Raw genomic sequence first — 23,999 nt, forward strand, 5'->3', positions numbered from 1 at the left:
CATACACCGCCCGCCCCCGCTCCCCGCGGGGCGCCGGACGGGCGCCCTGCCATGAACCTGATCGCCCTCAACAAGCCGTTCGGCACGATTTGCCAGTTTTCCGCGCACGAGACGCGGCCGTCGCTCGGCGACTGGGTAAAAACGGCCGGCGTGTACGCGGCCGGCCGGCTCGACGCGGACAGCGAGGGGCTGCTGCTGCTCACCGACGACGGCGCGCTGCAGGCCCGCATCGCGGAGCCGCGCCACAAGCTGGTGAAGCGCTACTGGGCGCAGGTCGACGGCGCGCCGGGGCCGGCCGACCTGAAAGCGCTCGCACGCGGCGTCGACCTCGGCGACTACGTGACGCGCCCGTGCCGCGCCGAATTCATCGAGCCGCCCGACACGCTGTGGCCGCGCAATCCGCCGATCCGCTACCGCGCCGCGATCCCGACCACGTGGATCGAGCTGGCGATCACCGAGGGCAAGAACCGGCAGGTACGCCGGATGACGGCGGCCGTCGGCTTCCCGACGTTGCGTCTGGTGCGCGTCGGCATCGGCGCACTCGATATATTCGCGCTCGGCATTGCACCGGGCGAAACAATTGCACTGCCGCCGCGCGCGCCGTGGGACGGTTTCGCGTCGGCAGGATGACGAATCCGGGACGCGCGAATTTTTCGTCATCTTTTTCGTCAACCGCCCGCGGAGATCGCGCGTTAAACCACGCAGATGCCAACCTTAGCTATCCGGCATTGGCAGCCGAACCCGTGTTTGCGTCACGAAAGCGACGTTTTATTCGAATACGATTCGGCGCCCGCAGCGCAAAGAGAAATTTCTCGAAGCGTCTGTCAACCGAAAGGTGGATGGCACCGTTAGACGACATGACTCCTATTGCCGGGTCATTTGGTTAATTAACTAAAGCTGAGGAACACAACATGAACAAACTGATCGCCGCTCTGGTCGCTGGCCTCTTCGCAACGGCTGCTTTCGCACAAGCTTCGGCTCCGGAAGCTGCTCCGGCAGCAGCAGAAGCTGCTTCGGCACCGGCTAAGCACGCTGCCAAGAAGCACCACGCTGCCAAGAAGCACCACAAGGCATCGAAGAAGGCTGCAGCAAGCGACGCAGCAGCACCGGCAGCTGCTTCGAACTAAGTAAGCAAGCTGTAATAACGCAGTCAAGAACACGCAGTCCTGCCGTTCTTACGGCGTTGAAAGGCAGATCACCGCAAGGCGATCTGCCTTTTTCTTTTTTGTGCCCGCCGGCGCGCATCGCGTACCATGCGGGTCTCGTTTTCCAGACAGGAGCCATGCTGTGCCATTCTCCCTGCGCTCGTCGCTCGGCCGCCTTGCGCGCGCCGCCGTGTTTCCCGCCGCCCTCGCCGTCCTCGCGCTCGGCATGCAGGCCGCCGGCGCGCAAGTGCCGCCCGGCGCCAAGCAGCCGAGCGAGTTCCCGCGCGTGAAGCTGCGCGCCGGCATGTACGTGATCGACGCGGCCGTCGCCGCGAACGACGCCGACCGCGAACAGGGGCTGATGTACCGTTCGCAGCTCGCGCCGAACGAAGGCATGCTGTTCGTCTTCAGCGAGAACGCCGTGCACTGCTTCTGGATGAAGAACACGCTGATTCCGCTGTCGATCGCGTTCATCCGCGCGGACGGCACGATCACCGACATCGACGAGATGCGCGCGGAGACGACCGACAACCACTGCCCGCGCAACAACGGCGTCTATGCGCTCGAGATGAGCAAGGGCTGGTTCGCCGCGAAAGGCATCAAGCCCGGCATGAAGCTCGACGGCCTGCCGCGCGCCCAGTAACCGCAGCGGCCCGCGCGGCGGCCTTGCACCGCGCACCGCGAACCGACCGAAAAGCCGGCCGCCCGTTGTTTCTTATCGGGCGCCGGCTTTTTTTTCGCCCGCCGGCGACACCCACCTTGATTCGGCACACGCTGCCCGCATCTGCAAAAGCCACGGACAAGCGCTATCCTTTAAATCTCGCTAGTTCCAGCCCGGGCCGGCACCCATTAGCCGGCCCGCTTACGATCCGAACCACCAGGAGGTTCACGTGCCCCGCAAAACCCCCATCGAGCGCTATAGAAATATCGGGATCAGCGCTCACATCGATGCCGGCAAGACCACGACGACCGAGCGCATCCTGTTTTACACCGGCGTGAGCCACAAGATCGGTGAAGTGCACGACGGCGCGGCCACGATGGACTGGATGGAGCAGGAGCAGGAACGCGGCATCACGATCACGTCGGCCGCGACCACGGCCTTCTGGAAGGGCATGGCCGGCAACTATCCGGAACACCGGATCAACATCATCGACACGCCCGGGCACGTCGACTTCACGATCGAAGTCGAGCGCTCGATGCGCGTGCTCGACGGCGCGTGCATGGTCTACGACTCGGTCGGCGGCGTACAGCCGCAATCCGAGACTGTGTGGCGCCAGGCGAACAAGTACAAGGTGCCGCGCATCGCGTTCGTCAACAAGATGGACCGGATCGGCGCCGACTTCTTCCGCGTGCAGAAGCAGATCGGCGAGCGCCTGAAAGGCGTCGCCGTGCCGATCCAGATTCCGATCGGCGCGGAAGATCACTTCCAGGGCGTCGTCGATCTGGTGAAGATGAAGGCGATCGTGTGGGACGACGAGAGCCAGGGCGTGAAGTTCACGTACGAGGACATCCCCGCGAACCTCGTCGAGCTCGCGCACGAATGGCGCGAGAAGATGGTCGAGGCCGCCGCCGAAGCGAGCGAGGAACTGCTCGAGAAGTATCTGCACGACCATGAATCGCTGACCGAGGACGAGATCAAGGCCGCGCTGCGCCAGCGCACGATCGCGAACGAGATCGTGCCGATGCTGTGCGGCAGCGCGTTCAAGAACAAGGGCGTGCAGGCGATGCTCGACGCGGTGATCGACTACCTGCCGTCGCCGGTCGACGTGCCGGCGATTCTCGGTCACGACTTCGCCGATCCGGAAAAGCCGGCGGAACGTCATCCGAGCGACGACGAGCCGTTCTCGTCGCTCGCGTTCAAGATCATGACCGACCCGTTCGTCGGCCAGCTGATCTTCTTCCGCGTGTATTCGGGCGTCGTCGAGTCGGGCGACACGGTGCTCAACGCGACGAAGGACAAGAAGGAGCGGCTCGGCCGGATCCTGCAGATGCACGCGAACGAGCGCAAGGAAATCAAGGAAGTGCGCGCGGGCGACATCGCGGCGGCGGTCGGCCTGAAGGAAGCGACGACGGGCGACACGCTGTGCGATCCGGCGAAGCCGATCATCCTCGAGAAGATGGAATTCCCGGAGCCGGTGATCTCGCAGGCGGTCGAGCCGAAGACGAAGGCCGACCAGGAAAAGATGGGCCTCGCGCTGAACCGTCTCGCGCAGGAGGATCCGTCGTTCCGCGTGCAGACCGACGAAGAGTCGGGCCAGACGATCATCTCGGGGATGGGCGAGCTCCACCTCGAAATCCTGGTCGACCGGATGAAGCGCGAGTTCGGCGTCGAGGCGACGGTCGGCAAGCCGCAGGTCGCGTATCGCGAAACGGTGCGTACGACGGCCGCGGACGTCGAAGGCAAGTTCGTCAAGCAGTCGGGCGGGCGCGGCCAGTACGGCCATGCCGTGATCACGCTGGAGCCGAACCCCGGCAAGGGCTACGAGTTCCTCGACGAGATCAAGGGCGGCGTGATTCCGCGCGAGTTCATCCCGGCCGTCGACAAGGGCATCACCGAGACGCTGAAGAGCGGCGTGCTCGCGGGCTACCCGGTCGTCGACGTGAAGGTGCATCTGACGTTCGGTTCGTACCACGACGTCGACTCGAACGAAAACGCGTTCCGGATGGCCGGCTCGATGGCGTTCAAGGAAGCGATGCGCAAGGCGAAGCCGGTGCTGCTCGAGCCGATGATGGCCGTCGAGGTCGAGACGCCCGAGGACTTCATGGGCAACGTGATGGGCGACCTGTCGAGCCGGCGCGGCATCGTGCAGGGGATGGAGGACATCGCGGGCGGCGGCGGCAAGCTGGTGCGTGCCGAGGTGCCGCTCGCGGAGATGTTCGGCTATTCGACGTCGCTGCGTTCGGCCACGCAGGGGCGCGCGACGTACACGATGGAGTTCAAGCATTACGCGGAAACGCCGGCGAACGTGTCGGAAGCCGTGATCAACGCGAAAGTGAAGTAAGCGCCGCTCGCTCGCGCTCCGGCGCATGCGCGCAAGGCCCGTCCGGTTCGTTCCGGACGGGCTTTTTTTCGTCCGCGCGCATCGCGTTCGCGGCGGGTTGATCGGCGCGCCACGCTTTTTTTCGCGTGCCACAATGGATGGCGATTCGTCAGATGGAACCTGCCCGATGCCGCCCACCCCTGCCCTGCGCCGCCTGCTGACCCTCTATGCCGGCCTGATCGCCGCGAACGTCGCCGTCTGGCTGTGGGCGCTCGCGGTGCTGCGCGACCATCCGCTGCTGCTCGGCACCGCGGCCATCGCATACGGGCTCGGGCTGCGTCATGCGGTTGACGCGGATCACATCGCCGCGATCGACGTCGCGACGCGCAAGCTGATGCAGGACGGCCAGCGCCCCGTGAGCGTCGGCCTGTTCTTTTCGCTCGGTCATTCGACGATCGTGATCGCGGCGACGCTCGGCATCGCGCTGACCGCGTTCGCGCTGCGCGACCGGTTCGATGCATTCCGCGAGATCGGCGGCACGATCGGCACGGCGGTATCGGCTACCTTCCTGCTGGTGCTCGCGTGCGTGAACCTGACGATCCTGCGCGACGTGTGGCGACGCTATCGCGGCGCGTCCGGGCACACGCACGAGGGCGCGCACGAGCATCGTCCCGCCGGACTCGTATCGCGGTTGCTGCGGCCGCTGTTCCGGTTCGTGTCGAGGAGCTGGCACATGTACCCGGTCGGCGTGCTGTTCGGGCTCGGTTTCGATACTGCAACCGAAATCGGCCTGCTCGCGATCGCCGCCGCACAGGCGAGCCAGGGGCTGCCGGTCTATACGGTCATGCTGTTTCCCGCGCTTTTCACCGCGGGCATGACGCTGATCGACTCGACCGACAACGTGCTGATGATTCAGGCGTACGGCTGGGCGATGGACGATCCGCAGCGCAAGCTGCTCTACAACGCGAGCATCACGTTCGTGTCGGCGGCCGTCGCGCTGGCGATCGGCGGGATCGAGGCGGCCGGCCTGCTGGCCGACAAACTGTCGCTGACGGGCCCCGTGCGCGACACGCTCGATGCGCTCGGCGAACGCTTCGGCTCGATCGGCTACGGCATCGTCGCGCTGTTCCTCGTCTGCTGGATCGCGTCGATCCTGTTCCACCGCTGGCAACGCGCGGCCGACGCGCCGGCGCGCTGAACGACTCCTCCGACGTTTCATTCCGGAAACAAAACGCTCCCCTACGACGTTGCACGCGCGGTCACGCGACTGCGCCCGCCTTTTGCGACGGGCCCCCGCGGCCGATGGCACGAATCTCGCAGAGTGAGATTCGCACGGCGGGCCCGCGTGCCGATCCGCGTTCGCGGCTGACATCCAGCGTCGGCCCGAAGGCGATCGGCCGACGATAGGACTACGAATCTTTTACGCCCCCCTGCACCACACGTAAATCGTCGCGCGGCTACGAGGCATCGCGCGCATGGGGAGGCCATGATGCATAAAACGAAACAACCGTTCCGCGCGGCGGGACGGCGCCCGCGTGCAACCTTGCTGGCCGTGGCCGCGTTCGCGTGCTGCTGCTCGTATGCCGTCGCACAGAACACGACGCCTGACGCCGCGCCCGACGCGAACGCCAGCGCGGACGCCATCATGACGCTGGTCGAGAACGCATCGCCGTGCGCCGCCAATCCGGCTGCGTGCGCGGTACACGTTTATGCCGGCCGGGGCATCGGCAATGGCGGCGCGGGTGCGGGCGGCAGCGGGAACGGCGGCGGCACCGGGAACGGGAACGGTAGCGGCGGCAACAACGGGAACGGCGCCGTCGGACCCGCCGGTGTCGGCGGAACGACGGGCGGAACCTCCGGCAGTACGAACGGCACGGGCCGCGGGGGCAATGCGTCCGGCAACGGTGGTTCAGGTGGCGGTACTTCGGGTGGCGGTACCTCGGGTGGCGGCACTTCGGGTGGCGGCACTTCCGGTGGCGGTACTTCCGGTGGCGGTACTTCGGGTGGCGGTACTTCCGGTGGCGGCACCTCGGGTGGCGGCACCTCGGGTGGCGGCACCTCGGGTGGCGGTACTTCGGGTGGCGGTACTTCGGGTGGCGGCACTTCCGGTGGCGGCACTTCCGGTGGCGGTACTTCGGGTGGCGGTACTTCGGGTGGCGGCACTTCCGGTGGCGGTGGCCACGGCGGTGGTGGCGATGGTGACGGCGGCGGTCACGGTCATGGCGGCGGCCACGGCGACGGCGGCGGCCATGGTGGCGGCGGCGGTCACGGCAACGGCGGCGGCCATGGTGGCGGCGGTGGCGGCGGCGGCGGCGGTGGCGGTGGCGGTGGCGGTGGCGGTGGCGGCGGCGGCGGCGGCGGCGGCGGCGGCCATGGTAACGGCGGCGGTGGCCACGGCAATGGCGGTGGTGGCGCGGGCAATGGCGGTGGTGGCGCGGGCAATGGCGGCGGTAACGGCAACGGCGCCGGTGGCAATGGCGGCGGAAACGGTAACGGCGGGAGCGGCGGCGCAAACGGCACCGGCGGCCACGGCAACGGCGGCGGCAACGGTAACGGCAATGGCAGTGGCGGCGCCGGCAACGGCGGGGCCAACGGCGTCGGCAACGGCCGTGGCGCCGGCAACGGCGGCGGTCATGGCAACGGCGGCGGTCACGGCAACCACTGACCCGAAGCGTTGCCCTGCCGAAGTCGGTCAGAGCATCTCGAGCGCGCGCTTGCTGCGCGGCGGACGGAAATACGCGTCAAGCTGCGCGCGCTCGTCATCGCTGAACACGACATCGAGCGCGGCGCGGTTGTCGCGCACGTGCTCGATTCGCGACGCCTTCGGAATTGCGAATACACCCGGCTGCGCGAGCACCCATGCCAGTGCGACCCGCATCACCGACACGCTGCGCAGCCGCGCGATCTCGTCGAGCGGCGAGCGTTTCGGCAGCCGCCCGTGATCGACCGGGCTGTACGCCATCGCCGGGATCCGATGATCGGCCAGCCACGGCAGCAGGTCGAACTCCGGGCCGCGTCGCGCGATGTTGTAGAGAATCTGGTTGGTCGCGCACGCACCGCCGCCCGCTTCGTCGACGAGCTCGGCCATGTCGGCCGTATCGAAGTTGCTCACGCCCCAGTGACGGATCTTGCCCGCACGCTGCAACGCGTCGAAGCCCTCGACCGTTTCCGCGAGCGGCACCGAACCGCGCCAATGCAGCAGATACAGGTCGACGCGATCGGTACGCAGGCGCTTGAGGCTCGCGTCGCACGCGGCGACGATGCCGTGCCGGCTCGCATGGTGCGGATAAACCTTGCTGACGAGGAACACGTCGTCGCGCAGGCCCGCAAGCGCGTCGCCGACCAGTTCCTCGGTCGCGCCGTCGCCGTACATCTCGGCGGTATCGACCAGCGTCATCCCGAGTTCGACGCCCTCGCGCAGCGCGGCGATCTCGTCCGCGCGCCGCGCCGGCCGCTCGCCCATTTCCCAGGTGCCCATGCCCAGCTTCGGAATCGTCTCGCCGTTCGGCAAAACGACCGTGGCGATCGTGTCTGTCATGCGTTTCCTCGTTGCGGATTCGTGGCCGCACACCGCGGCCGAAGCATCGGATACGACGCATCAGTGTAGTCAATCGGTGCGCCCCCGGCCTATTACGCGGCAAAAACCGGCTATAACGGCGCGGCATGATGACTTAGAATGGCCGCAACCTGATCGATACCCATTGTATGAAGGCACCCACGGACGACCGCTGGCAGGACCTGCGCCCCGACCCCGACAACGATACGCCGCTCTACCTGCAGCTCGCCCGCAAGCTCGGCGACGCGATCCACGACAACCGCTGGACGGCCGGCGAGGCGCTGCCTTCCGAGCGTGTGTTGTCCGAAGCGCTCGGCGTGTCGCGCATCACCGCGCGCAAGGCGATCGCGCTGCTCGTCGAGCAAGGCTTGATCCGCCGCACGCAGGGCGCCGGCAACTTCATCCAGCCGCGCTACGAGGATCCGCTGTCGCGGCTGTCGAGCTTCAGCGAAATGCTCGAGCGCCGCGGCTTCAAGCCGAGCTCGCAATGGCTCGCACGTGAAATTCAGCCCGCGAACCGCGACGAAGTGATCCAGCTCGGACTGTCGCCGGCCGCATCGGTTACACGCCTGAAACGCCTGCGCCTCGCCGACGGCATCGTGATGGCCGTCGAGAACTCGACGTTCCCCGCGACGCTGATTCCCGATCCGCAGGCGATCGTCGGCTCGCTGTACAGCTATCTCGAAGCGCGCGGCACGCCGATCGTGCGCGCGCTGCAGCATTTCCGCGCGGTCAACGCGACCGACGAGATCGCCGAGCAGATGGGCATCGCCCCGCACGACGCGCTGTTGCTGATCACGCGGATCGGCTATACGTCCGACCAGCGCGCGATCGAACTGACCGATACCTACTGCCGCAACGACTACTACGATTTCGTCGTCGAACTGCGCAAGTAACGCGACGCGCGTCGCCGGCGCTTACAGCCAGCGCGGGTCGTCGGTGCCGAGCGGCACGGGCGGCCGCGCGAACGACGGCGGTGTCGCCGACAGTCGCTCGGCCGGCCGCACGGTGTCGAGCACGCCGAACGGCGACGCGATGCGGTCGATCCGGTCGCGCACGTCGGCCAACGCGAGATCGGACGCGTGCAGCCCGTCAGGCACGGCGCCGAACGACTGCAGCCAGCGCCCCGTCTGCGCGAGCGACATCCGCACGTGCCAGCTTCCCCCTTCGCGCGCGCGCCGCGCGAGCGCGATCATCGCGCCGAACGCCGCGAGATACCCCGTCGCATGATCGAGCGCCTGGCACGGCAGATGGCGCGGCCCGCTCGCCTGCGCGGCCTGCTGCTCCTGCCATGCGATTCCGCTTGCCGACTGCACGAGGCTGTCGAACCCGCGCCGCTTCGCCCACGGCCCGGCGTGCCCGTACGCCGACACCGACACGTAGACGATGCCGGGCCGCCGTTCGGCCAATGCCTGCGGCGCGAAACCGCGCGCCGCGAGCGCGCCGGGCCGGTACGACTGCAGAAACACGTCCGCCTCGCGCACCAGTGCGTGCAGCGTAGCGACGCCTGCCGCGTCGCGCAGATCGATCCAGGTCGAGCGCTTGCCGCGCCCGTTGTCGATCACGAGCGGCGCGATGTTCGGCAGGTGCGGACCGTTGACGAGCAGCGTCTGCGCGCCGTGCGACGCCAGCGTGCGGCCCGCGACCGGCCCCGCGATGATGCGCGTCAGATCGAGCACGCGCACGCCGGCCAGCGGCTGGCCGGCTTCGCCGCGGCCGATCGGCTCGGCCGGCGCGTCGCCGATCCGCTCGATTTCGAACAGCGGCAGCGACGCGATCGCGCGCGCCTGCTCGTGCGCTGCCCATTCGTCAGGGGTTCTGATCAATGCCGCGCACAAGCCGGCGTCGGCCAGCGCGGTATCGAGCGCCGCGCCGTCCCACGTATGAATCGCGGCAGCGACGTCGGCGGGCCGCGGGCCGCAGCCGAGCACGTCGAGGATGCCGTACAAATGATGCGGGAAGTTCGCGTGCAGTTGAATCCAGCGCCCGTCACCCGTCTCGAAGAAGCCGGTCACCGGGTGACGCAACTCCGGCGGCGGCCCGTCGTCCACGCGCAGGTAGCGTTCGCTGCGGAACGCCACGAGCGCGTCGCGCACCGACACGTCGACCGATTGCGCCGCGCCCGTTCGCAGCCGATGGCATTCGGCAGCCGCGAGGCCGGCGGCCGCGATCGTCGCGACGGCGAGCGTGCCGACGTGAAACGTCGACGGCAGCGTCGGATCCTGCCCCGTCAGGGTCGTGCGGGCCAGCGCGTCGCGCTCGCCATGTGCGAGGTGCCAAAGATGCGCCAATGCGGATTCGGGTGTCATGGTGGAGGAGACGCCGTTGAGGAGACGGAATCGAGTCTAGAATTCGCGACAGGCACGATCAATCTTGATTGCGCGAATCAATACATAACGAATAGTTGTAGCGCGCCCGCGCTTCATGCGCGGCGACAGGAGCCACCGGCATGACATCCGTCAGTGCACAGGAAGCCGCCGGCATGCTCGGCGTCAGCGTGAGCACGCTCTACGCGTACGTGAGCCGCGGCCTGCTGCGCTCGCTGCCCGACGGCGCGACCAAGCGCCGCCGCTACGACGCCAACGAGGTGCGCCTGCTCGCGCGTCGCCGCGCCGATGCGAAGCGCGCGGGCGGCGTCGCCGAACGTTCGCTCGACTGGGGCGTGCCGGTCCTTGAATCGCGGATCACGCAGATCGCCGACGGCCGCCTGCGCTACCGCGGCGTCGATGCAATCGCGCTGGCCGACGCCGCGACGCTCGAGGAAACGGCCGCGCGGCTGTGGGATTGTCCGCCCGCGCGGCTGGCCGCCGCGTCGCTCGCTTCAAGCGGTTTCGACAGGGCCCAGTGGGACGACTGGGCGCGTCGCTGGGCGCATCTCGCGCCGCTCGAACGCACGCTGGTGCTGCTGCCGGCCGCCGCCGCATCGCTGCCGCGCCTGTGGGCGCAAGGGCGCGATGCGCAGCTCGATTCCGCGGCGCTGCTGTTGCGCGTCGCGACGGCCGCGCTCGCCGGCAGCGCGCCGGGCGACGCGCCCGTGCACCGCCAGCTCGCGGCCGCGTGGCGCGTGCGACGGCGCGACGAAGCCGACCTGCTGCGGCGCGCGCTCGTGTTGTGCGCCGATCACGAACTGAATCCGTCGACCTTCGCGGTACGCTGCATCGCATCGACGGGCACCCATCTGTTCGGTGCGATCTCGGGCGGGCTCGCGGCGCTGTCGGGGCCGCGCCACGGCGGCGAGACGTTCCGCGCGGGCACGCTGCTCGACGAAGCGGCCCGCGCCGCCGATCTCGATCGCTACCTCGCGCTGCGGCTGGCGCACGACGAACGCGCGGACGGCGGCCGCACGGCCCTGTCCGGCTTCGCGCACCCGCTGTACCCCGACGGCGACCCGCGCGCACGGGCGCTGCTCGATGCGCTGCACGCGACGGTGCCCGACCGGCCGGCGCTGCGCGCGGCGCGCGCGCTCGCCGCACGCGTCGAAGCGGCCACGGGCCTGCGGCCGACGATCGATTTCGCGATCGCGCTGCTGGAGCGCACGCTCGCGCTGCCCGACGGCGCGGCGTTCACGCTGTTCGCGGCCGGCCGCACGGCCGGCTGGATCGCGCACGCGCTCGAACAGTACGCGGACGGGAAGCTGATCCGGCCGCGGGCACGCTACGTCGGCAGCGACGCGGCCGTGTGACGCCGCCCGTCGCGCCACGCGGCGAACGCGCGCCACCACGCGGGCGCGGTGCGCGCGGCCGACACCGCCAGCGGGCCGAACGCGAACGTCGCGCCGCGCGGCCCGGCACTGACCCACGCGCGCGTGCCGGGCAGCAACGTCAGCGATGCGCCCGCGCCCAGCCAGTGATCGTCGGGCCGACCCTCGACGGTCACCCACACGTCGCCTTCGGCCACTTCGAGCAGTGTGCGATCGACGATCCGCCACCGTCCGGCCGGCTCGTCGCCGTCCATTACGTAAAGTCGCAGTTCGCGCATCGCAGCCTCCTCGTCGCATCGGTTCGATGACACCAGTATTTCGGAGAGCGGCGGCACACGGACAGATACGGCCGCGGACGGTTCTGGCTGAACTGTACTGGCCGCCCGACGGGGACAGACATCCGGTCGCGGGCCGCGCCGGCCCGGGTCCGGCCGGAACCGCGCGACATACCGCCCCGAACCTGCACGGTGCGGCGGCTTTCCCTACAATGTCGGCTGTCCCGCGCCACCGCCCCCGCCCTCATGTTCCAACGCCCGCCCGCCGCCGCTCCCGGCGAAAAGAACCTCACCGTGATGCTCTGGCTCGTTGCGACGGGCTTCTTCATGCAGACGCTCGACGCGACGATCGTCAACACGGCGCTGCCGTCGATGGCCGCGAGCCTCGGCGAATCGCCGCTGCGGATGCAATCGGTCGTGATCGCGTACTCGCTGACGATGGCGGTGATGATCCCCGTGTCGGGCTGGCTCGCCGATACGTTCGGCACGCGGCGCGTGTTCTTCAGCGCGATCCTGGTGTTCTCGCTCGGCTCGCTGCTGTGCGCGAACGCGCATACGCTGACGCAGCTCGTCGCGTTCCGCGTCGTGCAGGGCGTCGGCGGCGCGATGCTGCTGCCGGTCGGGCGGCTCGCGGTGCTGCGCACGTTCCCGGCCGAGCGCTACCTGCCCGCGCTGTCGTTCGTCGCGATTCCGGGCCTGATCGGCCCGCTGATCGGGCCGACGCTCGGCGGCTGGCTCGTGAAGATCGCGTCGTGGCACTGGATCTTCCTGATCAACGTGCCGGTCGGCGTCGCGGGCTGCATCGCGACCTTCTATTCGATGCCCGATTCGCGCAACCCGGCCGCCGGCCGTTTCGACCTGAAGGGCTATCTGCTGCTGACGATCGGCATGGTCGCGATCTCGCTGTCGCTCGACGGGCTCGCCGATCTCGGCATGCAGCACGCGGCCGTGCTGGTGCTGCTGATCCTGAGCCTCGCGTGCTTCGTCGCATACGGGCTGTACGCGGTGCGCGCGCCGCAGCCGATCTTCTCGCTCGAGTTGTTCAAGATCCACACGTTCAGCGTCGGGCTGCTCGGCAACCTGTTCGCGCGAATCGGCAGCGGCGCGATGCCGTACCTGATCCCGCTGCTGCTGCAAGTGAGCCTCGGCTACTCGGCGTTCGAGGCCGGGCTGATGATGCTGCCGGTCGCGGCGGCCGGCATGTTCTCGAAGCGGATCATCACGCGCCTGATCACGCAGCACGGCTACCGCAAGGTGCTGCTCGCGAACACGATCATGGTCGGCGTGATGATGGCGAGCTTCGCGCTGATGCGCGACACGGTGCCGGTGTGGGTGAAGGTCGTGCATCTCGCGCTGTTCGGCGGCTTCAACTCGATGCAGTTCACAGCGATGAACACGCTGACGCTGAAGGACCTCGGCACCGGCGGCGCGAGCAGCGGCAACAGCCTGTTCTCGCTCGTGCAGATGCTGTCGATGAGCCTCGGCGTCACCGTCGCCGGCGCGCTGCTCGCGACGTTCACCGGCATGCTGCGCACCGTGACGCCGAGCAACACGCTGCCGGCGTTCCATGCGACGTTCGTCTGCGTCGGCATCATCACCGCCGCGTCCGCGTGGATCTTCGCGCAGCTCGCGCCCGAGATCCGCAGCACCGCGCGCAAGACCGACCCGTCCGAGCGCGCGTGACCGGCGGCGCGCGCGGAATCGGGCCCGCGCGCACCATCGCGGTGCAACGCGGCCCGGCACGCGTGCGCGTATCGGCCGCGACCGGCGGCCGCACGTGGCGCCCTGCCGTGCATGCTTCTTGCTCGCCTATTCTGTAGGTAAACTGGCAGTCTTCCTTCGGCCGACATCATGAGCATGATCGAAATCGATCCCCCCGGCTTTCAGCCGCCCCGCCCGGTCGCAGGCGACGACGGGAACCGACGCACCGTGCTGTACGGCGGCTACACCGTGTTCAGCGTGTTCCAGCCGGTTTTCTCGGTGTCGCACCGGCGCGCGATCGGCTATCACGCGTCGCTGCGCGCGCACGACGAGGAAAGCCGGCAGGTGGCGTCGCACGAGGTGTTCACGCAGGCGGCGCGGCGCGGCGACCTGCTCGAGCTCGGCCGGCTCGCCGAATCGTTGCATCTCGGTAACTTCCACGCGTTCGACAGCCACGACGAATGGCTCTTCCTGAGCCTGCATCCGGCCGCGCTGATGGACACCATCTACGGCGACGCGCTGCTCGCGAACCTGAAGGCGCTCGGGCTGCCGCCGCACCGCGTGGTGCTCGAGGTGCCCGAGCAGGCCGGCGGCGAGACGCCGCGCTATGCGGCGATCATCGACGGGCTGCGCAAGGCCGGCTTCCTGATCGCGCTCGTCGGGTTCGGCGCGAAGCACTCCAACGTCGATCGCGTGTGGCACCTGCATCCCGACATCGTCACGCTCGACCGCGGCATCCTCGCGCAGGCGAGCGAGCACTCGCATCTCGAACGCGTGCTGCCGGGGCTCGTGTCGCTGCTGCACGAATCCGGCCAGCTCGTGCTGATGGGCGGGCTCACGACCGAACGCGACGCGCTGATCGCGCTCGAATGCGACGTCGATTTCGTGCAGGGCCAGTATTTCGCGGGGCCGAGCGTCGATCCGGTGCAACCGCAGGCCGCCGCGGGCTGCATGGATACGCTGTCGGCCGCGCTGCGGCTGCGCGTCGCGCAGCGCGAGCGCACGCAGGCGGAACGGCTCGCGCCGTACGTCGCCGCACTGGAGGAAGCGAGCCGCAGGCTCGGCGCGGGCGAATCGCTCACCGAGGCGGCTACCGCCGTGCTCGGGCTGCCCGAGACCGCGCGCTGCTTCCTGCTCGACGCGTCGGGCCGCCAGATCGGCGACAACGTGCTCGCGCGCGGCAGCGTGTCGCAACGCGCGAAGCGCTTCCGGCCGCTGCTGCATTCCGAAGGCGCGAGCTGGGAACGCCGCCCGTACTTCATCGACGCGATGCGCGCGCCGGGCCGCGTGCACCTGACGCCGCCCTACCTGTCGATCAACGAGGCACACCTGTGCGTGACCGCGTCGATCGCCGCGCCGGCCGCGACCGGCATGCAGGTGCTCTGCGTCGACATCAACTGGGAAGCGGCGCTCAGCCGCGAGTAAGCGCGCCGGCGCGCCGCGTTCAGGCGTCGCCGCCCGCCTTGCGCACGATCAGCCGGTGCACGCGCTTGCCGGACGACGCGCTGACGACCTCGTGTTCGTCGATCACCCACACGCCGGCGCCGAGCGCCGCATGCATCCGCGCCGAGTCCAGCGGCGTATAGAGGCGCCCGCGCTCGTCGCGCAACACGCCGTTTCCGGCCACCCGCCAGCTCAGGTACAACGTGCCGCCCGGCATCAGCAGATCGGCCAGCCGCGCGGCGGCGGCGGCCGCGTCCGCCTGTTCGAGATGCATGACGACCGTTTCGCACAGCACGTTGCGAAACGTGCCGGACGGTACGCCGGCCAGCGCCGGCAGCGCGGCCAGTTCGAAAGTCAGCCCGCGATGGCGTCGCCGCGCCTCGTCGAGCAGCGCGGCGCTCGCATCGTAGCCGCGCACGTCGAAGCCGCGCGACGCGAGCCACGCGGTGTCGCGCCCCGCCCCGCAGCCGACGTCGGCGGTCGGCCCCGGCGTGAAATACTGTTCGAGCAGCGCGTACATGTCGTCGGGCGCAGCCTGGTCGAGCCAGTCCTGCGCGTATTGCGCGGCATGGGTGTCGTAGGCATCGAGAGTCGGGCGATCCGCCATGGCGAGTGCTCCGCAAAGGCGTCGTATGACGCACTCCGCATCTTAGTCGCTGCGCGCGGTCCGCGCCGACCGGGGAACGCGCGAGGCCGGGTGTCACGCCGGCCTGCGCGGCCGGCACGTCGCCGGCACGTCGCCGGCACGCGGTGCCTGCGGCCCGGCCGGCCCATCAGACGTGCGAATGCGCGCCGCCATGCACGGGACCGGCGCGCCGCTCGACTTCGCGGCGCACGTCGCCGCGCAGCCCCGCGAAGAACGCGACTTCGGCAACGACGAACAGCGGCCCGACGATCAGGCCGACCAGATCGTCGATGAACGCGGGCTTGCGGCCTTCGAACCAGTGCCCGACGAACTGCACGATCCAGCCGACGACGAACGCGCCGACGCCGATCGCGAGCCATTGCGCGGTCGGCAGCAGCGCCAGCGACTGCGCGGCCCACAGGCCGAGCGCGAGCAGCACGGTCATCACGATCCCGAACCGCAGGTCGAGACGCAGGTAGAACAGCGCGGACAAGACGGCGAGCAGCAGCGCCGGCGACAGTGCGACGCCGGCCAGCGGCCCGAGCGCCGGCCGCGACAGCAGCACCTCGACCGCGAACACGATCATCGGGATGCCGACCAGATGCGTCGCGATGTTGCGCGCGTCGCGATGGTAGGCCGCATACTGGGAAAGATGGTCTTCGAGGGTCTTCATCGCGTCTCCTGATCGGTTGTTGAGCGCTATGATGCGCGTCACGCCCGAGAACCTCTGTCAGCTACCCGACATCGCGTGCCCATGCCTGCCTCGCTCGCCCCGTACCTGCCGCAGATCGAAGCGAACCCGTGGTTCGCCGCGCTGCCGCCCGCGCTGCGCGCGGCGCTGATCGCCCGCGCGGCGCTGCGCCGTCTGCCGTCCGGCCACGCGCTGTTCCGGCGCGGCGACCCGCCGTGCGGGCTGTACGCGGTACTGGCCGGTTCACTCACGATAGGTGCGGTCGATCCGCGGGGCAAGGAGACGCTGCTGACGGTGGCCGAGCCCGTCACGTGGTTCGGCGAGATCGCGTTGTTCGACGGCCAGCCGCGCACGCACGACGCCATCGCGCTCGACGACGCGCTGCTGCTGCACGTGCCGCAGGCCGCGCTGCTCGCGATCCTCGAGACGACGCCGCAATACTGGCGGCAGTTCGCGCTGCTGATGGCGCAAAAGCTGCGCCTGAGCTTCCTGACCGTCGAATCGATGAGCGTGATGCCGGCCGCGCAGCGGCTCGCCGCGCGGCTGCTGATGATCGCCGAAGGCTACGGCGGCATCAGCGCCGGGCGCACGCACATCCGGCTGTCGCAGGAAACGCTCGCGTCGATGCTGTCGCTGACGCGGCAGACCACCAACCAGTTGCTGAAGGCGCTGCAGGCCGACGGCGTCGTGCGGCTGCACGTCGGCGAGATCGAGATCGTGGACATCGACGCCTTGCGCCGCGCGAGCGGGCTCGGCCACGGCGCATACTGAACGCCGCGCAACGACCTCTATCGGCCGGTATGGGCCGCCATGCACTGCCCGCGGCCGCCGAGTTGCGCTATCGTGGCGGCTCGTTCCGTCCGCCGCGCGCACCGCCTTGAACACCTCGACCGTCCCCGCCCCCGCCCGTCATCCGTGGCCCGTATTCATCGCGTTCCTGCGGCTCGGCCTCACGTCGTTCGGCGGCCCGGTCGCGCATCTCGGCTACTTTCGCGCGGAATTCGTCACGCGGCGCGGCTGGCTCACCGAGCGCACCTATGCCGATCTCGTCGGGCTGTGCCAGTTCCTGCCGGGGCCGGCGAGCAGCCAGGTCGGGATGGCGATCGGTCTCGCGCGTGCCGGCTATGCGGGCATGTTCGCCGCGTGGCTCGGCTTCACGCTGCCGTCGGCGCTGCTGATGATGCTGTTCGCACTCGGCGTTCACGCAACGGGCGCGCCGATCGAAGCCGGCGCACTGCACGGGCTGCGCATCGTGTCGGTCGCGGTGATCGCGCAAGCCGTGTGGGGCATGGCGCGCACGCGGTGCCCGGATGCGCGGCGCGTCACGCTGATGGCCGCGGCCGCATGCGTCGCACTGCTCGCGCCGGCCGCCTGGACGCAGGTCGCGGTGATCGTCGTGGCCGGCGCGGCCGGTCTCGTGCTGCTGCCGCAACCGGCGCGCGACGCGCACGAACCGTTGCCGCTGCACGTGTCGCCCCGCGCGGGCATGCTGTGGCTCGCGCTGTTCGCGGCGCTGCTCGTCGCGCTGCCGTTCGCGGCCCGCGCGCTGCGCTCGGATACGCTCGCCGTCGTCGATGCGTTCTTCCGCACGGGTGCGCTCGTGTTCGGCGGCGGCCATGTGGTGCTGCCGCTGCTGCAGGCGGCCGTGGTCGCACCCGGTTGGGTGAGCGATTCGGCGTTTCTCGCCGGGTATGGCGTCGCGCAGGCCGTCCCAGGCCCGCTGTTCACGTTCTCGGCGTTCCTCGGTGCGTCGCTGCGCGATGCGCCGAACGGCTGGCTCGGCGGCACGATCGCACTCGTGTCGATCTTCGCGCCGTCGTTCCTGCTCATCGCCGGCACCGCACCGTTTTGGGAGCGCCTGCGCCGCAGCGCGCACATGCAGGCCGCGCTCGCCGGCGTGAACGCGGCCGTCGTCGGGCTGCTGCTCGCCGCGCTCTATCACCCGGTCTGGACCGACACGATCGTCGCGCCGCGCGACCTGGCCGCCGCGCTGGTCGCGTTCGTCGCGCTGGTGTTCTGGCGCGTGCCGCCGTGGGCCGTGGTGATCGCGAGCGCGGCGCTCGGCTGGCTGCTCGGCATGGCCGGCTGAGTCGGCAAACGGCGTACGTTCGGGCCGCGCAAAAAACAAAAAGCCCTCGAACCGAGGGCTTTTCTTCGATGCCGCGCGCCGTGACGGCGCGCAGGCGCCGGACTTACGCGAAGTTCTTCGCCGCGAAGTCCCAGTTCACGATGTTCCAGAACGCTTCGACGAACTTCGGACGGGCGTTGCGGTAGTCGATGTAGTACGCGTGTTCCCACACGTCGATCGTCAGCAGCGCCTTGTCGGCGGTCGTCAGCGGCGTCGCGGCGTTGCTCGTCGACACGATGTCGAGCGAACCGTCGGCCTTCTTCACGAGCCATGCCCAGCCCGAACCGAACGTGCCGACCGCGGCCTTCGTGAACGCTTCCTTGAATGCGTCGTACGAACCCCACTTCGCGTTGATCGCGTCGCCCAGCGCGCCCGTCGGTGCGCCGCCGCCGTTCGGCGACAGGCTGTTCCAGAAGAACGTGTGGTTCCAGATTTGCGCGGCGTTGTTGAAGATGCCGCCCGACGACTTCTTCACGATCTCTTCCAGCGGCAGGTTTTCGAATTCCGTGCCCGGGATCAGATTGTTCAGGTTCGTCACATAAGCCTGATGGTGCTTGCCGTAGTGGTACTCGATCGTCTCTTTCGAGATGGTCGGCGCGAGTGCGTCTTCAGCGTACGGGAGCGGCGGGAGCGTATGAGCCATGGCGATTCCTTCGTTGAGTATGTAGGGAGGCTGTGTTGGATGCTGCCGAGCGTCCGATTGTAGGCGAGGACGAATAACCCCGCAAACTCACGGGCCATTTATCCGCGGTATGCGGAAAAGCGCTGCTGGCGCAACGCGGGGCAGGACGAACCCGACGATGCGCAGCATCCGTTCCCGCCGCGATGTGCGTGTTGCGACGACACGCGTTTCGCTTGGCACCCGTTACGTCAGATCGTATCCGTCAGCCGGGGCTGCACGTCGGCGAGCGACACGTCGGCCGAGCCTTCGGCGAGATGCACGGTCAGGCGCCGCTGCGGCTTCAGCGCGTTCGGCGCGCGCACCGCACGGCCCGTCTGCGCGTCGATCAGCGCCGCATAGCCGCGCTCGAGCGTGCGCTGCGGGCTCAGCACCTCGAGCCGTGCCGCACAGGCCGACACACGCGCCGTGTCGCGTTCGTGACGACGCTGCAACGCGCTTGCGAGACGCTGCGACAGCCCCGCGAGCGCGTGGCGCGCCTGGGACGGATCGGGCCGCGCGCGCTGCCAGCGCAGTTGCGCGAGCGCGAAACGCGCACGCGCATCGCGCACTGGCCGCGATGCCGCCGACGCGAGCCGCACCGCGAGCTGCTCGACGTGCGTGCGCTGCCGCTGCAGCCGCTCGGCCGGGCTCACGAGCCGGCGCGCAAGCCAGTCGAGCTGCTGCGCGCGCTGTTCGAGCCGGCGCGCCATGCCGCGCGCGAGCGCGCGCTGGCGCTCGTCGACCTCGCGCAGCAGCAGCGCGCGCTGCGGGCTCGCGAGTTCGCCCGCGCCGGTCGGCGTCGGCGCGCGCAGGTCGGCCGCGAAGTCCGCGATCGTGAAATCGGTTTCGTGCCCCACGCCGCTGACGACCGGCAGCTCGCTCGCCGCGATCGCGCGCGCCAGCGCTTCGTCGTTGAACGACCACAGATCCTCGATCGAGCCGCCGCCGCGACATACCAGCAGCACGTCGACCTCGCGCCGCGCGTTCGCGGTCGCAACCGCCGCGACGAGCTTTTCGGCGGAACCGGCGCCCTGCACGGGGGCCGGATAGACGATCACCGGAATGTGCGGCGCGCGCCGGGCGAGCGTGGTCAGCACATCGCGCAATGCGGCGGCCTGCAGCGACGTGACGATGCCGATCGCGCGCGGATGGGCCGGCAACGGACGCTTGCGCTCGGGCGCGAACAGGCCCTCGCCTTCGAGTTGCGCCTTCAGCCGCAGGAACGCCTCGTACAGACGCCCCTGCCCGGTGCGCCGCACGGCTTCGACGTTGAGCTGCACCTCGCCGCGCGGCTCGTACATCGTGACGACCGCGCGCACCTCGATGCGGTCGCCTTCGCGCGGCGTGAATTCCGCGTATTGCGCGCGGCCGCGGAACATCACGCAGCGCATCTGCGCCTGCTGGTCCTTGATCGAGAAATACCAGTGGCCGCTCGCGGCGCGCGTGAAATTCGACACTTCGCCGGAAATCCACAGCAGCGGAAACGAACGCTCGAGCATCGTCGAAATCGCACGATTGAGCGCCGAAACGGGAATCACTTCGTCGCCGCCGCGCGTGGCGCCGGGTGCGGAAAAAGGAGAATCGGAAAGCATGGGCGGTCGGATGAATGCTGGCGGCGTCACGATAGTCCGACACGCGCGCGGCGTCCAGCGCCGCTGCATTCGCCGCCGCGCGCGGAAGGTGTCCACACTCTGGCATTCGTCCGCGTAAAACGCTCGGAAACCGCGAAAAAACCCAGACGATTCTTCGCAACACGTTGATTTTTATAATCTTTTAAACCTTTCAAAACGATTCTCATCCGATTCGATGCCCGCCGGGCGGGCGTTTGACGCGATCGAGCGGGGAGTTTTTCACAGAGTTATCCACAGGCCGCCTCGATCCCGCCCCGCGAGCCGCGGCGGCCCGTCGCGCTTGCCGCGCCGGCGTGCGGCGCGCTAGAGTGCCGCCTTCCACGGACCCTGCGGCATGCGCCGCCCAACGGAGAATCCGCCTTGACGAATCCGTCCCTCGCCGCGGCGCCCGACGCGCCGCGCCCGGCCCGATGAGCGTGCCCGGCACCCCGCTCGCGCGACTCGAAGCGCGGCTGACGCGCGAATGGCAGCGGCGCGGCGCGCTCGCGTGGGCGCTCACGCCGTTCGCCTGCGTGTTCGGCCTGTGCGCGGCGCTGCGGCGCACCGCTTACGCACGAGGCTGGAAGCAGCCGGTCGACGTCGGCGTGCCCGTCGTCGTGGTCGGCAACGTGACCGTCGGCGGCACCGGCAAGACGCCGACCGTGATCGCGCTCGTCGACGCGCTGCGCGCGGCCGGCTTCACGCCCGGCGTCGTGTCGCGCGGCTACGGCGCGAACGTGAAGGCGCCGACGGCCGTCACGCCGGCGTCGCGCGCGGGCGCGGCCGGCGACGAACCGCTGCTGATCGCGCGCCGCACCGGCGCGCCCGTGTGGGTGTGCCCCGACCGCGTCGCGGCCGCGCAGGCGCTGCGCGCCGCGCATCCGGACGTCGACGTGATCGTCAGCGACGACGGCCTGCAGCACTACCGCCTCGCGCGCACCGTCGAGCTCGTCGTATTCGACCACCGGCTCGGCGGCAACGGCTTCCTGCTGCCGGCCGGCCCGCTGCGCGAGCCGCTGTCGCGGCATCGCGACGCGACGCTCGTCAACGATCCGTACAGCGGCGCGCTGCCGCCGTGGCCCGACACCTACGCGCTCGCGCTGACGCCGGGCGCCGCATGGCACCTCGACCAGCCCGCCCTGCGCCGCCCGCTGTCGCAATTCGCGAACGAACGCGTGCTCGCCGCGGCCGGCATCGGGGCGCCGGAACGCTTCTTCGCGACGCTGCGCGCGGCCGGCCTCTCGCCGGCGACCCGCGCGCTGCCCGACCATTACGCGTTCGCCGACAATCCGTTCGTCGACGATGCCGTCGATGCGATCCTGATCACCGAGAAGGATGCAGTAAAATTGGGCGCTTCCTGGCGCGACGCCCGACTGTGGGTGGTCCCCGTCGAAGCCGCGCTCGACCCTCGCCTCATTGCCCTCGTTGTGGAGAAACTCCGTGGACGCTCGCCTGCTTGAAATCATTGTGTGCCCTATCTGCAAAGGCCCGCTCCACTACGACCGTGCCGCGCAGGAACTGATCTGCAACGCGGACAAGCTCGCATACCCGATCCGCGACGGCATCCCGGTGATGCTCGTCGACGAAGCGCGACAGACCGTCGAAGGCACGCCGGTCGATCCGGCGGGCCGCTGAATCGCCGGGCCGCTCGCCCGGCGCACCGATTCGCACCCGACGGCCCGGCCCCGGCCGGGTCGCCGCACTCCGCCGGGCGACCGGCTTCCGGCGTCGCCCGCCCCGTCCTTCTCAGCGCTCCCCGATGACTCAGCCGCAACCCTTCATCGCCGTCATTCCCGCCCGGCTCGCGTCGACGCGGCTCCCGAACAAGCCGCTCGCCGATCTCGGCGGCAAGCCGATGGTCGTGCGTGTCGCCGAACGCGCGCGCGAAGCGGGCGCGCAACAGGTGCTCGTCGCATCCGATGCGCAGAGCGTGCTCGACGCGGCGCGCGATCACGGCTTCGAAGCGGTGCTCACCCGCGCCGATCATCCGTCCGGCACCGACCGGCTCGCGGAAGTCGCGGCGGCCTTCGGCTGGCGCGACGACACCGTCGTCGTCAACGTGCAGGGCGACGAGCCGCTGATCGACCCCGCGCTCGTCCGCGACGTAGCGTCGCACCTGGCCGCACATCCGGCGTGCGCGATCGCGACCGCGGCCCACCCGATCCACGACGCGGCCGACGTATTCAACCCGAACGTCGTGAAGGTCGCGCTCGACGCGCAGAGCGTCGCGCTGTACTTCTCGCGCGCGCCGATTCCTTGGAGCCGCGACGCGTACCAGCCACACTGGCCCGACGTCTCAGCCATGCCAGCACCGGCTTTCCCGGCCTACCGGCACATCGGCCTCTATGCGTATCGCGCGCGTTTCCTGCGCACTTATCCGTCGCTCGCGCAGGCGCCGATCGAACAGGCCGAGCAGCTCGAACAGCTGCGCGCGCTGTGGCACGGCGAGCGCATCGCAGTGCTGATCACCGAGTCCGCGCCCGAAGCCGGCATCGACACGCCGGCCGATCTCGCACGCGTGCAGGCCCTTTTTCAGCCGGGTTCAAAATAACCCGTGGCATAATCAGGCGATTGTGCGAGCCGTCCGCGACCAGCGCGTCCTCGCTTGACCCCGCCCATGGCCCTGCCGGCAGCCGCGCGTCACTCGACCCGACGCGCCGCATCAGACCGGTCCGCCATGCGCCGTGCAAGCCCCGCGCCCGCCGTCGCCGACGCCTTTGCGTCTCGCCACACGAATCTACATACTTGGAGATATCACCATGCGTTTGATCCTGTTGGGCGCGCCCGGCGCGGGAAAGGGCACCCAGGCAAACTTCATCAAGGAAAAATTCGGGATTCCGCAAATCTCGACCGGCGACATGCTGCGTGCGGCCGTCAAGGCCGGCACGCCGCTCGGCGTCGAGGCGAAGGGCTACATGGATGCCGGCAAGCTCGTGCCGGACGCGCTGATCATCGGCCTCGTCAAGGAACGCCTGAAGGAATCCGACTGCGCGAACGGCTATCTGTTCGACGGCTTCCCGCGCACGATCGCGCAGGCTGACGCGATGAAGGACGCCGGCGTCGCGATCGACTACGTGCTCGAGATCGACGTCCCGTTCTCGGAAATCATCGAGCGCATGAGCGGCCGCCGCACGCACCCGGCATCGGGCCGCACGTACCACGTCAAGTTCAACCCGCCCAAGGTCGAAGGACACGACGACGTGACGGGCGAACCGCTGATCCAGCGCGACGACGACAAGGAAGAAACTGTCAAGAAGCGTCTCGAAGTGTACGAGGCGCAGACCAAGCCGCTGATCACGTACTACGGCGACTGGGCGCAGCGCGGCGAGGAAAACGGTCTGAAAGCGCCGCAGTATCGCAAGATCTCGGGCCTCGGCACCGTCGACGAAATCCGCGAACGCGCATTCGACGCACTGAAGTAAGCAGCGCGTCGCGCACCCGCAAGCCGCCCGTTCCGGGCGGCTTTTTTTTCGCCTGCCGTGA

At 69.3% G+C, this 23,999-nt stretch carries 23 protein-coding genes; 16 read left to right on the plus strand and 7 right to left on the minus strand.

What is annotated here, in order from left to right; all coding sequences use genetic code 11:
* Positions 1 to 51 precede the first annotated feature (51 nt).
* The 6 genes from CFB49_RS13830 (at position 52) to CFB49_RS36310 (ending at position 6,791) form a co-directional block, all read left to right on the plus strand.
* A complete protein-coding gene (locus tag CFB49_RS13830) occupies positions 52 to 630 on the plus strand; it encodes a pseudouridine synthase (protein WP_089491587.1) in 579 nt (192 codons plus the stop codon).
* Positions 631 to 911: 281 nt separating this feature from the next.
* Positions 912 to 1,127 (plus strand): hypothetical protein, encoded by a 216-nt coding sequence (locus tag CFB49_RS13835; RefSeq protein WP_011352970.1) that lies wholly within the window; start codon positions 912 to 914, stop codon positions 1,125 to 1,127.
* Positions 1,128 to 1,287: 160 nt separating this feature from the next.
* Positions 1,288 to 1,788 (plus strand): DUF192 domain-containing protein, encoded by a 501-nt coding sequence (locus tag CFB49_RS13840; protein ID WP_089491588.1) that lies wholly within the window; start codon positions 1,288 to 1,290, stop codon positions 1,786 to 1,788.
* Positions 1,789 to 2,035: 247 nt separating this feature from the next.
* Positions 2,036 to 4,147 (plus strand): elongation factor G, encoded by a 2,112-nt coding sequence (gene fusA / locus CFB49_RS13845; RefSeq protein WP_023477042.1) that lies wholly within the window; start codon positions 2,036 to 2,038, stop codon positions 4,145 to 4,147.
* A 166-nt stretch (positions 4,148 to 4,313) separates the two neighbouring features.
* Positions 4,314 to 5,324, plus strand: a complete 1,011-nt coding sequence (locus tag CFB49_RS13850; protein ID WP_179234900.1) for a HoxN/HupN/NixA family nickel/cobalt transporter — start codon at positions 4,314 to 4,316, stop codon at positions 5,322 to 5,324.
* A 288-nt stretch (positions 5,325 to 5,612) separates the two neighbouring features.
* Complete coding sequence (locus tag CFB49_RS36310) at positions 5,613 to 6,791, plus strand: hypothetical protein (protein WP_441299841.1); 1,179 nt, start codon at positions 5,613 to 5,615, stop codon at positions 6,789 to 6,791.
* Positions 6,792 to 6,818: 27 nt separating this feature from the next.
* Here the strand turns inward: CFB49_RS36310 and CFB49_RS13860 are convergent, their stop codons facing one another.
* On the minus strand, positions 6,819 to 7,664 hold the full coding sequence (locus tag CFB49_RS13860) for an aldo/keto reductase (protein WP_089491590.1): 846 nt from the start codon (positions 7,662 to 7,664) through the stop codon (positions 6,819 to 6,821).
* Between the two features lie 167 nt (positions 7,665 to 7,831).
* Between CFB49_RS13860 and CFB49_RS13865 the strand changes: the two genes are divergently transcribed.
* Positions 7,832 to 8,578, plus strand: a complete 747-nt coding sequence (locus CFB49_RS13865; RefSeq protein ID WP_006489667.1) for a GntR family transcriptional regulator — start codon at positions 7,832 to 7,834, stop codon at positions 8,576 to 8,578.
* Between the two features lie 21 nt (positions 8,579 to 8,599).
* On the opposite strand, the gene CFB49_RS13870 is transcribed toward CFB49_RS13865, so the two are convergent.
* On the minus strand, positions 8,600 to 9,991 hold the full coding sequence (locus CFB49_RS13870) for a CoA transferase (RefSeq protein ID WP_089491591.1): 1,392 nt from the start codon (positions 9,989 to 9,991) through the stop codon (positions 8,600 to 8,602).
* A gap of 140 nt (positions 9,992 to 10,131) precedes the next feature.
* Here CFB49_RS13870 and CFB49_RS13875 point away from each other — a divergent pair, with 140 nt between their 5' ends.
* Positions 10,132 to 11,364 carry a citrate/2-methylcitrate synthase gene (locus tag CFB49_RS13875; protein WP_089491592.1) on the plus strand — a complete coding sequence of 411 codons (1,233 nt, stop codon included), beginning with the start codon at positions 10,132 to 10,134 and terminating at the stop codon, positions 11,362 to 11,364.
* On the opposite strand, the gene CFB49_RS13880 is transcribed toward CFB49_RS13875, so the two are convergent.
* Positions 11,337 to 11,660 carry a DUF2917 domain-containing protein gene (locus tag CFB49_RS13880; protein WP_089435518.1) on the minus strand — a complete coding sequence of 108 codons (324 nt, stop codon included), beginning with the start codon at positions 11,658 to 11,660 and terminating at the stop codon, positions 11,337 to 11,339. The genes CFB49_RS13875 and CFB49_RS13880 overlap by 28 nt on opposite strands.
* 243 nt (positions 11,661 to 11,903) lie before the next feature.
* Here CFB49_RS13880 and mdtD point away from each other — a divergent pair, with 243 nt between their 5' ends.
* Complete coding sequence (mdtD, locus tag CFB49_RS13890; RefSeq protein WP_012329084.1) at positions 11,904 to 13,340, plus strand: multidrug transporter subunit MdtD; 1,437 nt, start codon at positions 11,904 to 11,906, stop codon at positions 13,338 to 13,340.
* 168 nt (positions 13,341 to 13,508) lie between these two features.
* Positions 13,509 to 14,783: an EAL domain-containing protein gene (locus tag CFB49_RS13895; RefSeq protein ID WP_069621279.1), complete on the plus strand. Its 1,275-nt coding sequence runs from the start codon at positions 13,509 to 13,511 to the stop codon at positions 14,781 to 14,783.
* A 19-nt stretch (positions 14,784 to 14,802) separates the two neighbouring features.
* Here CFB49_RS13895 and CFB49_RS13900 read toward each other — a convergent pair whose 3' ends face one another.
* Positions 14,803 to 15,408, minus strand: coding sequence for a class I SAM-dependent methyltransferase (locus tag CFB49_RS13900; RefSeq protein ID WP_089491593.1), 606 nt, complete (start codon positions 15,406 to 15,408; stop codon positions 14,803 to 14,805).
* 166 nt (positions 15,409 to 15,574) lie between these two features.
* Positions 15,575 to 16,099, minus strand: a complete 525-nt coding sequence (locus CFB49_RS13905; protein WP_069621277.1) for an Mpo1 family 2-hydroxy fatty acid dioxygenase — start codon at positions 16,097 to 16,099, stop codon at positions 15,575 to 15,577.
* Positions 16,100 to 16,180: 81 nt separating this feature from the next.
* On the opposite strand from CFB49_RS13905, the gene CFB49_RS13910 reads away from it, so the two are divergent.
* Positions 16,181 to 16,888: a Crp/Fnr family transcriptional regulator gene (locus CFB49_RS13910; RefSeq protein ID WP_089491594.1), complete on the plus strand. Its 708-nt coding sequence runs from the start codon at positions 16,181 to 16,183 to the stop codon at positions 16,886 to 16,888.
* A gap of 106 nt (positions 16,889 to 16,994) precedes the next feature.
* Positions 16,995 to 18,206, plus strand: a complete 1,212-nt coding sequence (gene chrA / locus CFB49_RS13915; protein WP_089491595.1) for a chromate efflux transporter — start codon at positions 16,995 to 16,997, stop codon at positions 18,204 to 18,206.
* Positions 18,207 to 18,309: 103 nt separating this feature from the next.
* Here chrA and sodB read toward each other — a convergent pair whose 3' ends face one another.
* Together sodB and xseA are read right to left on the minus strand one after the other, a co-directional pair.
* Positions 18,310 to 18,888 (minus strand): superoxide dismutase [Fe], encoded by a 579-nt coding sequence (gene sodB / locus CFB49_RS13920; protein WP_006489396.1) that lies wholly within the window; start codon positions 18,886 to 18,888, stop codon positions 18,310 to 18,312.
* A 227-nt stretch (positions 18,889 to 19,115) separates the two neighbouring features.
* Positions 19,116 to 20,498 (minus strand): exodeoxyribonuclease VII large subunit, encoded by a 1,383-nt coding sequence (gene xseA, locus CFB49_RS13925; RefSeq protein ID WP_089491596.1) that lies wholly within the window; start codon positions 20,496 to 20,498, stop codon positions 19,116 to 19,118.
* A 449-nt stretch (positions 20,499 to 20,947) separates the two neighbouring features.
* Here xseA and lpxK point away from each other — a divergent pair, with 449 nt between their 5' ends.
* The 4 genes from lpxK to adk all read left to right on the plus strand — a co-directional run bounded on the left by lpxK (position 20,948) and on the right by adk (position 23,938).
* Positions 20,948 to 21,976 carry a tetraacyldisaccharide 4'-kinase gene (lpxK, locus tag CFB49_RS13930; protein ID WP_089491597.1) on the plus strand — a complete coding sequence of 343 codons (1,029 nt, stop codon included), beginning with the start codon at positions 20,948 to 20,950 and terminating at the stop codon, positions 21,974 to 21,976.
* On the plus strand, positions 21,957 to 22,151 hold the full coding sequence (locus CFB49_RS13935; RefSeq protein WP_006482216.1) for a Trm112 family protein: 195 nt from the start codon (positions 21,957 to 21,959) through the stop codon (positions 22,149 to 22,151). The genes lpxK and CFB49_RS13935 overlap by 20 nt, the downstream gene beginning before the upstream one ends.
* 124 nt (positions 22,152 to 22,275) lie before the next feature.
* Positions 22,276 to 23,067: a 3-deoxy-manno-octulosonate cytidylyltransferase gene (kdsB, locus tag CFB49_RS13940; protein ID WP_089491598.1), complete on the plus strand. Its 792-nt coding sequence runs from the start codon at positions 22,276 to 22,278 to the stop codon at positions 23,065 to 23,067.
* 208 nt (positions 23,068 to 23,275) lie between these two features.
* The gene (adk, locus tag CFB49_RS13945) at positions 23,276 to 23,938 is read left to right on the plus strand and encodes an adenylate kinase (protein WP_050017061.1); all 663 of its coding nucleotides are present in this window, start codon (positions 23,276 to 23,278) and stop codon (positions 23,936 to 23,938) included.
* The last annotated feature ends 61 nt before the right edge of the window (positions 23,939 to 23,999 follow it).

It is taken from the genome of Burkholderia sp. AU17457, assembly GCF_002223255.1.
GTDB lineage: Bacteria > Pseudomonadota > Gammaproteobacteria > Burkholderiales > Burkholderiaceae > Burkholderia > Burkholderia sola.

What these genes read in the sequence shown, in the direction of transcription:
- CFB49_RS13830 (WP_089491587.1), top strand. Translation starts at nt 52, where the DNA reads ATGAACCTGATCGCCCTCAACAAGCCGTTCGGCACGATTTGCCAGTTT.
- CFB49_RS13835 (WP_011352970.1), top strand. Translation starts at nt 912, where the DNA reads ATGAACAAACTGATCGCCGCTCTGGTCGCTGGCCTCTTCGCAACGGCT.
- CFB49_RS13850 (WP_179234900.1), top strand. Translation starts at nt 4,314, where the DNA reads ATGCCGCCCACCCCTGCCCTGCGCCGCCTGCTGACCCTCTATGCCGGC.
- CFB49_RS36310 (WP_441299841.1), top strand. Translation starts at nt 5,613, where the DNA reads ATGATGCATAAAACGAAACAACCGTTCCGCGCGGCGGGACGGCGCCCG.
- CFB49_RS13860 (WP_089491590.1), bottom strand. Translation starts at nt 7,664, where the DNA reads ATGACAGACACGATCGCCACGGTCGTTTTGCCGAACGGCGAGACGATT.
- CFB49_RS13865 (WP_006489667.1), top strand. Translation starts at nt 7,832, where the DNA reads ATGAAGGCACCCACGGACGACCGCTGGCAGGACCTGCGCCCCGACCCC.
- CFB49_RS13870 (WP_089491591.1), bottom strand. Translation starts at nt 9,991, where the DNA reads ATGACACCCGAATCCGCATTGGCGCATCTTTGGCACCTCGCACATGGC.
- CFB49_RS13875 (WP_089491592.1), top strand. Translation starts at nt 10,132, where the DNA reads ATGACATCCGTCAGTGCACAGGAAGCCGCCGGCATGCTCGGCGTCAGC.
- CFB49_RS13880 (WP_089435518.1), bottom strand. Translation starts at nt 11,660, where the DNA reads ATGCGCGAACTGCGACTTTACGTAATGGACGGCGACGAGCCGGCCGGA.
- mdtD (WP_012329084.1), top strand. Translation starts at nt 11,904, where the DNA reads ATGTTCCAACGCCCGCCCGCCGCCGCTCCCGGCGAAAAGAACCTCACC.
- CFB49_RS13895 (WP_069621279.1), top strand. Translation starts at nt 13,509, where the DNA reads ATGAGCATGATCGAAATCGATCCCCCCGGCTTTCAGCCGCCCCGCCCG.
- CFB49_RS13900 (WP_089491593.1), bottom strand. Translation starts at nt 15,408, where the DNA reads ATGGCGGATCGCCCGACTCTCGATGCCTACGACACCCATGCCGCGCAA.
- CFB49_RS13905 (WP_069621277.1), bottom strand. Translation starts at nt 16,099, where the DNA reads ATGAAGACCCTCGAAGACCATCTTTCCCAGTATGCGGCCTACCATCGC.
- CFB49_RS13910 (WP_089491594.1), top strand. Translation starts at nt 16,181, where the DNA reads ATGCCTGCCTCGCTCGCCCCGTACCTGCCGCAGATCGAAGCGAACCCG.
- sodB (WP_006489396.1), bottom strand. Translation starts at nt 18,888, where the DNA reads ATGGCTCATACGCTCCCGCCGCTCCCGTACGCTGAAGACGCACTCGCG.
- xseA (WP_089491596.1), bottom strand. Translation starts at nt 20,498, where the DNA reads ATGCTTTCCGATTCTCCTTTTTCCGCACCCGGCGCCACGCGCGGCGGC.
- lpxK (WP_089491597.1), top strand. Translation starts at nt 20,948, where the DNA reads ATGAGCGTGCCCGGCACCCCGCTCGCGCGACTCGAAGCGCGGCTGACG.
- kdsB (WP_089491598.1), top strand. Translation starts at nt 22,276, where the DNA reads ATGACTCAGCCGCAACCCTTCATCGCCGTCATTCCCGCCCGGCTCGCG.
- adk (WP_050017061.1), top strand. Translation starts at nt 23,276, where the DNA reads ATGCGTTTGATCCTGTTGGGCGCGCCCGGCGCGGGAAAGGGCACCCAG.